This is a genomic window from Undibacterium sp. GrIS 1.2, from assembly GCF_040544435.1.
In the GTDB taxonomy this organism is placed as follows: Bacteria; Pseudomonadota; Gammaproteobacteria; order Burkholderiales; family Burkholderiaceae_D; genus Undibacterium.
Genome location: NZ_JBEONP010000024.1, coordinates 25,591 through 39,566, shown reverse-complemented (window position 1 = coordinate 39,566; position 13,976 = coordinate 25,591). Strand labels below are relative to the sequence as shown.

General features: G+C 49.1%; 9 protein-coding genes. All 9 read left to right on the top strand.

What is annotated here, in order from left to right; genetic code table 11:
* Positions 1 to 325: 325 nt before the first annotated feature.
* Positions 326 to 3,151, top strand: a complete 2,826-nt coding sequence (locus AAKU61_RS12070) for a diguanylate cyclase (RefSeq protein ID WP_354332528.1) — start codon at positions 326 to 328, stop codon at positions 3,149 to 3,151.
* A gap of 306 nt (positions 3,152 to 3,457) precedes the next feature.
* Positions 3,458 to 4,144 carry a paraquat-inducible protein A gene (locus AAKU61_RS12065; RefSeq protein ID WP_354332526.1) on the top strand — a complete coding sequence of 229 codons (687 nt, stop codon included), beginning with the start codon at positions 3,458 to 3,460 and terminating at the stop codon, positions 4,142 to 4,144.
* A complete protein-coding gene (locus AAKU61_RS12060) occupies positions 4,137 to 4,838 on the top strand; it encodes a paraquat-inducible protein A (RefSeq protein WP_354332524.1) in 702 nt (233 codons plus the stop codon). Before AAKU61_RS12065 ends, AAKU61_RS12060 begins: the two co-directional genes overlap by 8 nt.
* Positions 4,831 to 6,579 (top strand): PqiB family protein, encoded by a 1,749-nt coding sequence (locus tag AAKU61_RS12055; RefSeq protein WP_354332522.1) that lies wholly within the window; start codon positions 4,831 to 4,833, stop codon positions 6,577 to 6,579. Before AAKU61_RS12060 ends, AAKU61_RS12055 begins: the two co-directional genes overlap by 8 nt.
* Positions 6,576 to 7,295: a PqiC family protein gene (locus tag AAKU61_RS12050; protein WP_354332520.1), complete on the top strand. Its 720-nt coding sequence runs from the start codon at positions 6,576 to 6,578 to the stop codon at positions 7,293 to 7,295. Before AAKU61_RS12055 ends, AAKU61_RS12050 begins: the two co-directional genes overlap by 4 nt.
* A 503-nt stretch (positions 7,296 to 7,798) precedes the next feature.
* On the top strand, positions 7,799 to 9,406 hold the full coding sequence (locus AAKU61_RS12045; protein ID WP_354332518.1) for an amidase: 1,608 nt from the start codon (positions 7,799 to 7,801) through the stop codon (positions 9,404 to 9,406).
* 72 nt (positions 9,407 to 9,478) lie between these two features.
* The gene (locus AAKU61_RS12040) at positions 9,479 to 10,183 is read left to right on the top strand and encodes an ABC transporter ATP-binding protein (RefSeq protein ID WP_354332516.1); all 705 of its coding nucleotides are present in this window, start codon (positions 9,479 to 9,481) and stop codon (positions 10,181 to 10,183) included.
* Positions 10,173 to 12,764, top strand: a complete 2,592-nt coding sequence (locus AAKU61_RS12035) for an ABC transporter permease (RefSeq protein ID WP_354332515.1) — start codon at positions 10,173 to 10,175, stop codon at positions 12,762 to 12,764. The genes AAKU61_RS12040 and AAKU61_RS12035 overlap by 11 nt, the downstream gene beginning before the upstream one ends.
* Entirely contained in the window at positions 12,764 to 13,915 is a 1,152-nt protein-coding gene (locus AAKU61_RS12030) for a lipocalin-like domain-containing protein (protein ID WP_503012606.1), read from the top strand. The genes AAKU61_RS12035 and AAKU61_RS12030 overlap by 1 nt, the downstream gene beginning before the upstream one ends.
* Positions 13,916 to 13,976 lie beyond the last annotated feature (61 nt).

Below are 13,976 nucleotides of genomic sequence, written 5' to 3'. Positions count from 1 at the left end.
AAAGCAGATTAAATCGCCCGTACTGATTTTTTGTGTCGAAATATGGTGCTGCTTTCTGCCTGCACTGCTCAAGTCACATTTCGGATTTAGTTGAGTTTGTTGTTTATTCATTGATATGACAGTTCTCTTACAGCTAGTAGGCCAGAATAATTCGTGCAAGTGAGTGTTATTTGTTGTGCCATAGAATATGATCAGGCTTACCGCGCGAGACAAATAGTGCGGCCCTGCATAACTATTTAGTGAATAGCTATTTGTTCTATGCCGAATCGGCAGCAAGCGTTTCACATCATCGTGACTGACCATAAAATCTAAGTGAAATTGACGAATGGAAATTCTTGTACTGGATGAAGAAGTCGCCAAGTTAGAGGTCAGCCTGTTGGCCTCGCGTGTACCCAGCCAACTTCTAGATTTGCTTGAACTTTCTTGGCATTTGCGTCAGCGTGATGCGGCGCGGGCAATTTCTCTGGCTTCTGAGGTGGAGGCTTTGAGCAAAATTGCGGATATTCCCCATGCCGAACGCAATAGAATTCTTGGTCGCCTCGACCTGATTCGTGGCGAAGTGAAGTGGTTATTTGCCGAGCTTGATGTTGCTGAGGCGACGGTGGAGCGCGCTTTACTTTTGTTTAAAGGTTTGGATGACGCGATCGGATGTGCCGATGCACATTGGTTGCTGGCGTTAATCATCGCAGACCGTAGCGATCCCAATCGTCGTGATGCCGAGTTGGAACTGGCATTGGCGGATGCGCGCCGCGCTGGCGATAGCTTGCGATCCGATTTGATGGAAGCCACGATGGCGCGCTTTGCCGTGTTTCGTGATTTACACAATGCTCAGGCGCGCTGGGGAACGCGGTTTGGTTCTGATCTCAGTAATTTGCATCCTGGTCTTGCTACCTGGGTTTATGATTATCTGGGACTGATCGCTTTCCAAATCAGTGATTTTGAATCTGCCGCGACCTACCGTTTGCAAATGTACGAAAACGCGATGATTACCGGGCAAGTGCAAAGGATCATCATTGCTGCCACGAATGTTGGCTGCTGCTTTAATAATCTCAATGATTATCAGGGTGCATTGGAATGGATGAAACGCGGTCTGGAAATGGCGCGACCAACTGGTTGGCCAGCCAGTATCGGGCTGGGTTTGATACAAACTGCAGACACCTTACGTCACCTTGGGCGGCTAAAAGCGGCGCATGATTTATTGCTGGAGGCGCTGACGATTCTGATCCCGCTGTCTGGTTCGCGTACGTACGCAATCACGCTGGAATATATGGGTGATGTCGCGCTGGATCGCGGAGATTATATTGTTGCGCTTGATACTTTCCTTGAGTTGGAACGACGTGCCACTGCCTTAAATCAATCCGACATGCAAACCATTGCTTTGCGCGGTCAGTCGCATGCTCAATTACATTTGGGGCGACCCGAAGAAGCTTTAGCTGCCGGACTAGCATCGCTGGCGCTGGCGGTCGAGCAGCGTAATGGGTTTAACCAGATTGATGCTTTACGCGTGCTGGCGCAAATACATGCACATCATTCTTTGCCAATATCCGATCCGATTTCTACGCCGACCACAGCACCAACTGCCGCTTTGTATTATCTGAACCGGGCATTGGATGTTGCTGCCACGATTGATGGATATACTGTGCCCGGTAGTTTGCTCGATGAGATTGCGCGCGAGCATGCCAATATCGGCGATACGGCTCAAGCCTATGCTATCGCAGTGAAAGCCATTGCCGCCCGCGAGAAAACTAATAGCGCTGATGCGACTAACCGTGCTGCTGCAATGCAGATCAGTCATCAGACTGAGCGCGCCCACGCCGAGGCGCAATATCATCAAGAACTGGCAATGTCTGAGGCAAAGCGGGCAGAGGCTTTGCAACAAACTAGTCTGACGCTTGAGCGTTTGAGTGCGATTGGTCAGGAAATCACAGCACATTTAGATGCAAACGCAGTTTTTCAAACGCTGTATAAGCATGTTCATGGCTTACTTGATGCGACGCATTTTTCGATATTTTTAATGGAGCCAGATGGCGTTAATTTTAGCTGCGCTTTTGGTATTGAAGACGGGCAGCCGTTGCCAGCGCTGCGCGGCCCAATATCGCATCCAAGTTCCAATGTCGCTAAGTGCGCGCGCGAGCGGGTAGAGGTCATCAGAGAGCAGGCGTCGCAAGGATATAACCCGAATCAGATTCCCGGCACGCGTACTTCCTCTAGCGCCTTATTTTTTCCTTTAACCATAGGGCAGCGTTTGTTAGGTGTAATGTCGATTCAATCACCGCAGACTCAGGCATATGCAGAGCGCGAGCGTTTGATCTTTCGTACTTTGTGCGCGTATGGCGCGATTGCGCTAGAGAATGCGACAGCCTACCGGCAACTAGAGGCAACCTTAAAGACGCTGCGTGATACTCAATCCCAATTGGTCGATAAAAATATTGAACTGGAACATGCTTACCGGGAGCAGCAGCAAGCCAGCCTTACTGATCCGCTGACAGGTTTACGTAACCGGCGCTTTTTGTTGCAGCATATCGATAACGATGTTGCGATGACTTTACGTCGCAACAAAAAGCGTCTGCAACGTGCAGCAGCAGAGATGCCCGCCGATATTGATCTGGTGTTTTTTATGATTGACATCGATCATTTCAAGTTGATCAATGATAAATATGGTCATGCAGCAGGTGATCTGGTTTTAGTGCAGATGCGGGAACGCTTACAAAAAGTGGCACGCGAAACCGATTACATTATTCGTTGGGGCGGTGAAGAGTTTTTGCTGGTAGCGCGCGGCACTGACCGCAGCGAGGCAAAAATAATTGCAGAACGCTTGCGTGCTGCGGTCAGTAGTCTGGCATTTGACTTGGCAGATGGCGTCAAAATCGCAAAGACCTGTTCGGTTGGCTTCGCCTGTTTTCCTTTTTTACCGGAGCATCCTCGACAGTTAAGCTGGTCACAGGTAGTGGAGTTGGCAGATATTGGTTTGTACCACGCCAAACAAAGTGGTCGTGACGCTTGGGTAGGAATGTATGCGACTATGCAATCCAATCCTGAGGGATTATTTCATCGTATAACGCATGATACTGAGCAAGCTTTACGCAGTGGCGAAATGCATGCTGTGAGTAGTGTAAAAAATGCGTTGACGATGAAGACGCTGACCGGATAAAAGGTTGCCATTTTTTTGCGTCAGTAGAAAGGACAAAAAAGCTCAAGACCTTTCACGATAGAGGCATAGAGGAGCAACCAATGCAGAGAAAAGTGCTGATTTTCTCTTTACCTCTTTGGTGAGAGATTTGGATTTTTGTGTAAATTCTATGAATATTTGTATTCATCATTTACAGTCCGATTGTAAGTCCTATTGCCAGTCCCATTGTCGCTAGCAATTTTCGGGTTTGTCGGCAATAATTGATTGCCTTATCAGCAGTCGCGGCTTATCTACATACTTACCCACAATGCAGCAATAGCAAGGACGATGAACACATCCACTTCGCCAGTCAAGCAAACTAATATTAAGCAAACTGCTGTCAAGCTCATTGTCTGTCACGAATGTGACCTGATTTGTCGTGACCTGGAGCTGGTCGTTGGCGAGACGGCTAGTTGTCCTCGTTGCCAGGCCATGCTTTACAGAAATAGCCGCGCTACGTTAGATCAGGCGCTGGCGATTGCGGTGACATCGGCGATTTTGCTGCTGATATTAAATAGCTTTCCGCTACTCACACTCAAGGTGCAGCAAGCCACTAACAATACAACTTTGTTTCATGCCGCTTTATCGATGTGGAACGATGGGATGCACGCGATATCAATCCTGGTTGTCGTCACAACGATGCTGGCTCCGGCCTTGCAAATCATGATGGCTTTGTATGTTTTATATTCATTAAAATTTGGCGATCCAGATAAAGCCGTCGGGGCACCTATGCGGTTTTTACAGAAGCTGCGTCCCTGGAGCATGGTAGAAGTATTTATGCTGGGGTTGCTGGTGTCGCTAGTCAAACTGCAACACATGGCAGATATTATTATTGGCCCTGCCTTGTGGTCATGTGCCGCAATGATCTGTGTGAGTGCGGGACTGACATCTATTCTGACGCCGCGCAATGTATGGGTATGGGCACATCAGCAAAGCACAAGATTGACCTCTGCTGATGAGGTCAAGCATGTCTGAACATGATGTGGCTGGTGCTGTTGGTGCTATTAATGCAGTTGTTGCCGCAGGTGCCGTGCCAGCAGCAAACCTGTTGGGTAAAAACGGTGCCGCGGCTCACCTTGTGAGTTGCGATATCTGCGAAACTTTGTGTTCGACCAAATATGCATCGTTTACGCATTGCCCATGCTGTGGTGCGTCTTTGCATTTGCGTGATAAAGATAGGCTGGCAAAATCTGCGGCTTATCTTTTGGCTGCGGCTATTTTGTATATCCCCGCTAATTTATTGCCTGTCATGCATACCGAAACCATCTTCGGCGGACAAGACGACACTATTATGAGCGGGGTATTATTGTTGCTAGAAACTGGCTCCTGGCCGTTGGCTCTGCTGGTCTTTTTTGCCAGCATCATGGTACCTATGCTGAAGCTATTTTCAATCAGCTTATTATTGCTGACTTGCTGGAGAAAATCGACTTCAAATCCATTACCTCGCACCCAGTTATTTCGACTTATTGAGGCGGTTGGTCGTTGGTCGATGTTGGATGTGTATGTGGTGACTGTGCTGGTTGCGCTGGTGCAGTTTCAGTCGCTTGCCTCGGTGCATCCGGGTGGTGGTGCGTTAGCCTTTGGTGCTGTTGTCGTGTTGACGATGCTGTCGGCGCAAAGCTTTGATTCTCGTTTAATTTGGTCTGCTATAGAAACTTCTCATGAGTGATCCAACATCAGAAAAACCAGATAGCGCAGGTGGTGCAAGTGTTCCCCCAGCGGCTAAGCCAATAGCCAGTCAGCAGGCAGCAAATCCGCAGTCTGGATCTGAGCCTGCAATCACCACAAATTCTGCAGATATCCCCAATGTCAAAGTGAGGCAACTTCGTCGTTTGCCTTCCTTCGTTTGGGCAGTCCCGATTATTGCAGCGCTGATTGGTATTTGGTTAGTCGTACATAGCGTTACCAGTCAGGGGCCAGTGATTACGATTAGCTTTAAATCTGCAGAGGGCTTAGAGGCGGGCAAAACTAAAATTCGCTACAAAGATGTGGATGTAGGCCATGTCACTGCAATTACCTTATCGTCGGATCGCAAGCGCGTGCTGGTATCGGCTCAATTGATCAAAAGTGCCTCCGATATTTTAGCGACCGACACACGTTTCTTTGTAGTCAAACCACGTATCTCCGGTGGCTCAGTATCGGGCTTAAGCACGCTGTTATCCGGTAACTATATTAGTGTTGATGTCGGTGTAGCAGAAGCGACGACGGATGAGTTTGTGGGTCTGGAAGAGCCGCCCCTGGTGACCCGTGACTCTGCCGGTCACGAGTTCGTATTACGTGGGACTCAGACTGGCTCGGTCAATTATGGATCGCCGATTTTTTTCCGGCATATTAACGCCGGACATGTCACCAAATTTACGCTGGATCAAGATGGTAAGGGCGTCACGATCAGAGTATTTATTGATGCACCTTATGATCAATATGTGACCGCAGATACGCGCTTCTGGCATGCCAGCGGGGTGGATATGCAACTCGATGCAAATGGCCTGCGTATCACCACAGAGTCACTGACATCGCTGATCGAAGGTGGCTTGGCCTTCCAGGATCATGATGATGCGCTGCCAGGGGGTAAGCCTGCATTTGAAGGCTCAATTTTCACCTTGTTTGAAGACAGAGAACAAGCGATGCGTGCACCGGATACCAAGGTGCGTAATTTCTTGATGTACTTCCCTGAATCCTTGCGCGGTTTATCAAAAGGTGCACCAGTGGATTTGCGCGGTATTGTCATCGGCGAGGTCAAATCGATGGGCGTAGAGTTTTCCGACAATGGTCGGGTGCCACGCTTCCCAGTCGAGGTTAATATATTCCCAGATCGCCTCAGGTCCAGAGTCAGATCAGGTACTAAACCACCCGATGATGATACCGAGGCAAAAGAGCGCGCTCTGGTCGATCATTTATTGGCCAGCGGTTTGCGTGCCCAATTGCGCAGCGGTAGTTTGCTCACAGGACAACTCTATATCGCGTTGGATTTTTTCCCGGATGCAAAACCCGCCAAAATGGATTGGAGCACCGCATACCCAGTACTGCCAACAGTCGGCGGCGGCTTAGGCGAGATTCAGGATACCGTTGGTCGTATCGCTAAAAAAATCGATAAGCTGCCGATGGAGCAAATGTCTGCTCAGCTCGTACAGGCTTTAGAAAAACTTAACACCACACTAGCCAGTACCGAAAAACTGGTGCGTCGTCTGGATACCGACGTTACGCCAGAACTCACTTCCACCTTAAAAGAAGCGAAGGCAACTCTGGCCAATGCCAATGCAATCTTGGCTGAGGATGCACCTTTGCAGCAAGACGTGCGCGAATCCTTAAAACAAGTCGCCAAATCTGCCCGAGCCTTGGCTAATCTGGCCGATATGTTAGAGCGCCATCCTGACGCGCTGCTCTTTGGCAAACAAAAGGTAAAGCCATGATGAAGAAAAATATGATGAGTAAAATAATGATGGCTGAAGTGTTGGTCAGCAGAACCGTGGCTTCGGTTTTAAATATTCAGGACCGCAAAGCGCAAGCATCAAAAATCATTTTGACGCTTTTTACCCTAGCGCTCACAGCATGTGCCACGCCCTACACCGAGCGTTACTATCAACTTACTTATCCGCTCAATAATACAAGCGGTGCACAGACTGACGACGCTAACGCCGCCAAAATCACCTATGAGTTAATCGTGGCTGATGTGCGTATTCCGGATTCGATCAACAGAAACCAATTGGTCGTGCAAAAATCGGCGACAGAATCGGTCATCTCAGATGATCAGCGTTGGGTCGCATTACTAGACGAGCAGATTGGGCAGGCGGTAGTTGCCAATCTACGAAGCCAGTTGCCTGGGGCGTGGATTGCAAACAGGGTTACTGTCAGCAATACCAGTGCAGCGGGACAAAATTTGCCGCGCTACCATTTGGCTATACAAGTAGCCCAGCTATTGATACAGAGCGGAGATAAGGTGACATTAGAGGCAATCTGGATACTACAGGATGGCAGTAAAAATACACTCAAGCGCGAGCGTACTGTCATCACCGTCCCTGTCAGCGGTGCAGGTTACGACCCGATTGCGCCCGCTGTGTCTGAGTCAGTCCGGCAATTATCCGAGCAAATAGCCAAAGGTATGTTAGCTGCCAGAGCGACTCAATAGCATTGTTGCAGGTATCTCGGTTAAATAAATTCTTTGAGCTGCGTTTACTCGTCTCTATTGAATATACTCCCCATTATTTTTTACTAATCTGCCTTGTAGGGCAGTAATTGATTGGACGATTAAATTATACTAATTGGGAGTATAGGAAATATTTGTATGAATTAAACTCCGTCGAAGGGTGGAAATCATATGTAAACTAGAATACTTATACGTGTCGTCAGGCGTATTTCTAACGTTAGAGCAGACTGCATTCTTCTTCTTCATCCCCTTTAATAACTCGCTTAATACTTCGCTAAAAATAAAATTTGTAGAAGTCATTTTCAGTTCGACGATGCATAAAACACTCTAATGGAATCCGGTCAAATTGAACTGAAATAAAAAGACGATACGTCTTCGTTTAACAATATAGTTGTTAAGTATATTTTTTATCTGCGACTTATCTTGCCTGACCTAAGTTAAGAAGGTTTTTGATGGGTTTGTTCTATCTCTAACTGGAGTAATCTATGCATCGTCGGAATTTTATGAAGTTGAGTGTAATCGCCAGCGCCGCTAGTGTCGCTGATGTCGTTAGTGCTTCTGGCACACTTGCTGCGCCTCCAGCAATAGCGGCTGAAAAAGCTCATAACATCGTTGAAGCCAGCATCGCTGACCTGCAAGCGGCAATGACTGCGGGATCGCTGACATCAAAAAAACTAGTCACTGAATACTTAGCGCGGATCAAAGCCGTCGATAAAGCGGGTCCGACTTTAAACGCAATTATTGAACTCAATCCGGATGCACTAGCCATCGCCGATGTCCTGGATCGTGAGCGCGAAGCTAAAGGGCCGCGCGGCCCTTTGCATGGTATTCCTGTGCTGCTCAAAGACAATATTGCTACTGCCGATAAAATGCAGACCACTGCAGGATCGCTGGCGCTGGTCGGCGCCAAGGCGCCACGCGATGCTTTTTTAGTCGCCAGATTGCGTGAAGCCGGTGCAGTAATTCTCGGTAAAACTAATCTGAGTGAATGGGCAAATATGCGGTCTACCCGTTCCACCTCTGGCTGGAGCGCACGCGGTGGTTTGACCAAAAACCCGTATGCATTAGACCGTAATACCAGTGGCTCCAGCTCTGGCTCCGGTGCGGCAGTTGCCGCTAGCCTTGTCGCTATTGCAGTAGGTACAGAGACAGACGGATCGATCACTTCACCAGCATCGATTTGTGGACTGGTCGGTATCAAACCAACTCTGGGGCTGATCAGTCGTGATGGCATTGTCCCTATCGCCCATTCGCAAGATACCGCCGGACCAATGACACGCTCAGTCAGCGATGCCGCGTTAATGTTAACCGCCATGACCGGCGTCGATACGCATGATGCTGCGACGGCAGCTAGTACCGGCAAGGCAGTTGACTACGCAAAATATCTGAATGCAGATGGTTTAAAAGGCGCACGTATCGGCGTCGCGCGTAATGCGATGGGTGGCAATATGCGCCTACAGCCAATTGTTGATGCAGCTTTGGCGGTAATGAAAGCCAAAGGTGCCATTCTGATCGATGTTGAAGTACCTAATATGAGTAAATATGGTGATTCAGAATTAGAGGTTTTACTGTACGAACTGAAAACCGATCTAAATAAATATTTGGCAGAATTTGGTGTTGGTGCTCCGGTCAAAACCTTAAAAGATGTGATCGCGTTTAATGAGCAACATCGTGATAAGGAGATGCCTTATTTTGATCAGGAACTGTTGATCCGTGCAGAAGCCAAAGCCGGACTGGACAGCAAAGAGTATCTCGATGCCTTAGAAAATAATCATCGATATTCACGCCAAGAGGGTATCGATAAAGTCATGAACGAGAACAAACTAGACGCACTATTTGCCCTGACAGGCGGCCCGGCATGGTTGACCGATTATATTAATGGCGATCATTCTGGCGACAGCTTCTCATCACCGGCAGCGGTTGCTGGGTATCCGCACATTACGGTGCCTGCTGGATTTTTTAATGGTTTGCCGATTGGAGTGTCGTTTGTCGCGGGCGCCTATGCAGAACCAACTCTGATTAAACTAGCCTACGCGTTTGAGCAAGCGACCAAGCATCGCCGCGCACCTGCGTATTTAAAATATATCGCATAGAGTTATCGCAAATAGTGATTGGCAAGCTGGAGCTAATAATCAAATGAAATCACATGAAAGAATGGTTGATAAATGAGTGAAGTCCCCGCACTAGAGTGCCGCGCCCTGAAGAAAAGTTATGCCGATGGGCGTGTGGTGTTATCTGGTTTGGATTTCACACTACAGGCGGGGGAGTACATTGCAATCATGGGCGAATCCGGCGTCGGCAAATCAACTTTGCTGAATATGATTGCAGGACTGGATACGCCGGATTCTGGCAGTGTTCTGATTGATGGCGCGATCATGTCGCAACTGACGGATGACGAAGCGACCCGCCTGCGTCGCCAAAAACTGGGATTTATTTTTCAGGCTTTTCATGTCTTACCCCACTTAACTTTGATGCAAAACATTAGCTTGCCACTCTTGTTGAATGGCGAGTCACCTGCGCGTGCGACACAGATGCTCAAAGCGGTTGGTCTGGATGGACGGGGGAGTGATTTCCCTCGTCAATTGTCCGGAGGAGAGCTACAGCGTGTCGCCATTGCCCGCGCACTGGTGCATCGACCTACATTGGTCATGGCTGATGAACCGACCGGCAATCTGGACCCGACCACGGCGCAAGGTATCTTAAAATTATTGCGTGATGAAATTAAAGCCAATGGCGCGTCCGCCATCATGGTGACCCATTCCATGGCAGCGGCATCGACGGCAGATCGGATTTTAATACTGACTAATGAGGGACTGCATCCGCTTGCCCCGATAGCAGATCACTCTGTTGCGCGCCTCCATGCTGAGTAATTTACATAGCCAGTTAATGAAATGGCTGGTGTTTGGCGAATGGCGAGCACATCCAGTGCGAGCGATCGCTGCCATCGCTGCGATTGCCCTTGGCGTTGCCTTGGGTTTTGCCATTGACCTGATTAACGGTGCTGCATTAAATGAATTTTCTGCGGCAGCCAAAAGCTTGACAGGGCAATCTGATTTGCAAGTACGTGGCACCCAAAGCTTGTTTGATGAGTCGGTTTATCCTTTGCTTGCCGAGCACCAAGGGGTAACTCTGGCGAATCCTGTTTTGGAAATTGATGCAACGGTGCCGGGACAGCGCAGTGCCCTGAAAATACTTGGGATTGATGTTTTTCAGGCGATGGAATTGGCCCCGGATTTAATCGGAGTACCGCAGAGTGACCGTCCGTTTGATACCTTGTCTGATGATGCCATCTTTTTATCACCCGCCGCGCAAGAATGGCTGATGGTGAAGCTAGGAGACAAATTGCGCTTGCAAAACGGTACAGAGATCGTACAACTGCGCGTTGCTGGTGGCATTGTCAGGGCCCGTCCCGGGCAAAGGATTGCCGTCATGGATATCGCTACGGCGCAATGGCGCTTTGGTCGACTTGGTAAGCTGTCGCGGATTGATTTAAAGCTGGACAGCGGCATCTCCCGTGATGCTTTTCGTCGCAGCTTATCTAAAGAATTTGCGAATGAATCGACGAACGAATTTACGAATAAACTTAATAAGCACTTATTGATCACAGAGAGTGCAGATCAGGAGGCGCGCAGTGCCAATATGTCACGTGCATATCGCGTTAATTTGAACGTGCTTGCTTTGGTCGCCTTATTCACCGGCGCATTTTTGATTTTTTCAACACAGGCTTTGTCGGTACTGCGCCGGCGTTCTCAGTTTGCATTGTTGCGTGTGATTGGAATGACGCGGTCTTTGTTGCTGCGCCAAATTTTGTTAGAGGGCGGAGTGCTTGGGGCGCTCGGGTCTTTGGTGGGACTGGCTTCCGGATATGGCATGGCCGCACTGGCGCTACGTTTTTTTGGTGGCGATTTGGGTGGCGGTTATTTTCCCGGCATCCGCCCCAGTGTGCAGTTTGATTTGACGTCTGCTGCCGTTTTCTTTTTACTCGGTACGGGGATTGCGTTGCTAGGAAGTTTGGCGCCCGCCTTAGAAGCGGCTCGCGCGCAGCCGGGACCTGCATTAAAGTCCGGCAGTGAGGATGTTGCGATGACGCGCTTCGCATCGCCTTGGCCGGCGATGATATGTCTGGCTTTGGGTGGTGTGCTGACGCAATTGCCGCCTGTATTCGAATTGCCGGTATTTGGTTATCTGGCGGTCGCTTTATTGCTTATCGGCGGTATTGGATTAATGCCTCGCTGTTCCGCAGTGGTATTCACGTTTCTCCTGAATTTTCTACAAAGCCGTGCTGCTTTGCTGAGAAAAAATCAGGTCATGTTGCTGGTTCTTGCTCGCCTAGCCAACACGCCAAATCAAGCCTCGATTGCACTGGGAGGTGTGTTGTCGAGTTTCAGTCTGATGGTGGCGATGGCGATTATGGTGTCGAGCTTTAGGGTGTCGGTCGATGATTGGCTGGCGCAAATATTGTCTGCCAATTTATATGTGCGCACAGCGTCTAACGGTGAAACTGCAGCAATGAACCCAGCACAACAAAACATGATCAGCACATTGGCAGGTATAAAGCGCGCAGAGTTTTTGCGCACAACTCCCTTGACGCTAGATATAACACGGCCACCCGTCATCATGATCGCCCGCACGATTGATGCCACAGATCCCGGGCGCACCCTGCCGCTGACTGAGGATGTGATGGATGCGACTAAGATCGCAGCAGAGACCATGCCGGTCTGGGTGTCGGAAGCGATGCTGGATTTGTACGGATATCGTGTCGGGCAACGTATCAATTTGCCTGTCGGTACAGGCGTGCATCCATTTACAGTAGCAGGCGTGTGGCGTGACTATGCGAGGCAATCTGGCTCGATACAAATTCGCTTATCAGATTATCAGCGGTTGACGGCAGACCTTACTGTGACAGATGCCGCGCTATTTTTTAATCCTGATATCAGTACGGTGTCCGTTATTAAACAGGTGAGGGCGCTACCATTTGGGAATACGGTCGAGTTCGCTGATCCTGGAGAAATACGCGCAATCAGTCTTAAAATTTTTGATCGTAGTTTTGCTGTGACATATTTATTAGAGATCGTTGCGATGATGATCGGTTTGTTCGGTGTGGCGGCAACATTCTCGGCGCAAACACTGGCGCGCAGCAAAGAGTTTGGCATGCTGCGTCATGTTGGGGTGACGCGCTCACAGATATTACAAATACTGGGTGCAGAGGGAAGTCTGCTGACAGGATTGGGGATTATGGTGGGCTTCGTACTCGGTTGGATTATTAGTCTGGTGCTGATTTTTATTGTTAATCCTCAGTCATTTCATTGGAGTATGCAAATGCATATTCCGTGGTTGATGCTGGCATCGGTCGCCGTTTTATTATTGTTATCGTCTGCCGCGACGGCGATGTTGTCAGGTGCGCGCGCTGTGGCCGGTGATTCGGTGCGGGCGGTGAGGGAGGATTGGTAATGTGGAATCAAAAGAAAAGGAATCATAGCGCTGCTTCGTATTTTTCCATTATTTTTTGCTTGTTATTGGCGATGGTTGGGACTGCCACTCAGGCAGCTTCACCTGATTTCAGTGCAGTGCAAGCTGGTAAATCGCTACAATTCCCCACCGACTTTGGTGCCCATCCCACGTTTCGTACTGAATGGTGGTACGTCACTGGCTGGCTAGACACACCGGATCATCAGGCGATCGGTTTTCAGATTACCTTCTTCCGTTCAGCAACCGATCACGACCGGAACAACCCCAGCGCGTTTGCACCATCGCAGCTAGTGATTGCGCATGCCGCGCTCTCTGATCCTAAGCTTGGACATCTGTTACATGATCAAAAAAGCGCTCGCTCCGGTTTTGGTCTTGCGTATGCCAAAGTAGGGAATACGGATGTGAAATTGAGTGATTGGCATTTGCTGCGAAACGCTGATGGTAGTTATCAGGCGCAAGTGCGTACGCGTGACTTCTCACTACAGTTACAGCTCACACCAACACAGCCACTCTTGCTACAAGGCGAGGCTGGTTACTCCCGTAAGGGACCAAAACCAGAGCAAGCAAGCTATTACTATAGTGAACCTCAACTGCAAGTGTCAGGTAAGCTGATGCGGCCAAATAGCTCTTCTGCTGTGTCTGAAAGTGCCGCCAAGTTGGGATCCCCTAACATGAAGGTGCAGGGCAAAGCCTGGCTAGATCACGAATGGTCTACCAGCGTGCTGGATGCGCAAGCCACAGGCTGGGATTGGCTCGGCGCCAATCTGGATAATGGTGACGTGCTGATGGCGTTTCAAATCCGTAATCAACGCGGTGAGACTGTCTGGTCGCATGCAACGCTGCGCGATAAATCCGGCCAAGCTACACAATTTTTGCCAGAGCAAATTCGCTTCCAACCTGTGCGTACATGGCGCTCACCTCGCACTAATGCAACTTATCCGGTTGCCACCACGATCTCTACTGCAAATACGCAGTGGCAAATCACGCCTCTACAAGACGATCAGGAATTAGATTCGCGTCGCTCAACTGGGGCCTTGTATTGGGAAGGCGCTGTTACGATCCAGAGAGACGGCAAGCGCGTCGGTCAAGGGTATCTGGAGATGACGGGTTATGTTAAACCGATGAAGTTATAGTGAGACATAGTTAATGGTAAATTAAATATACTCTCTATTAGTATAAATTACTGTCCATATA

What these genes read in the sequence shown, in the direction of transcription:
- AAKU61_RS12070 (WP_354332528.1), top strand. Translation starts at nt 326, where the DNA reads ATGGAAATTCTTGTACTGGATGAAGAAGTCGCCAAGTTAGAGGTCAGC.
- AAKU61_RS12065 (WP_354332526.1), top strand. Translation starts at nt 3,458, where the DNA reads ATGAACACATCCACTTCGCCAGTCAAGCAAACTAATATTAAGCAAACT.
- AAKU61_RS12060 (WP_354332524.1), top strand. Translation starts at nt 4,137, where the DNA reads ATGTCTGAACATGATGTGGCTGGTGCTGTTGGTGCTATTAATGCAGTT.
- AAKU61_RS12055 (WP_354332522.1), top strand. Translation starts at nt 4,831, where the DNA reads ATGAGTGATCCAACATCAGAAAAACCAGATAGCGCAGGTGGTGCAAGT.
- AAKU61_RS12050 (WP_354332520.1), top strand. Translation starts at nt 6,576, where the DNA reads ATGATGAAGAAAAATATGATGAGTAAAATAATGATGGCTGAAGTGTTG.
- AAKU61_RS12045 (WP_354332518.1), top strand. Translation starts at nt 7,799, where the DNA reads ATGCATCGTCGGAATTTTATGAAGTTGAGTGTAATCGCCAGCGCCGCT.
- AAKU61_RS12040 (WP_354332516.1), top strand. Translation starts at nt 9,479, where the DNA reads ATGAGTGAAGTCCCCGCACTAGAGTGCCGCGCCCTGAAGAAAAGTTAT.
- AAKU61_RS12035 (WP_354332515.1), top strand. Translation starts at nt 10,173, where the DNA reads ATGCTGAGTAATTTACATAGCCAGTTAATGAAATGGCTGGTGTTTGGC.
- AAKU61_RS12030 (WP_503012606.1), top strand. Translation starts at nt 12,764, where the DNA reads ATGTGGAATCAAAAGAAAAGGAATCATAGCGCTGCTTCGTATTTTTCC.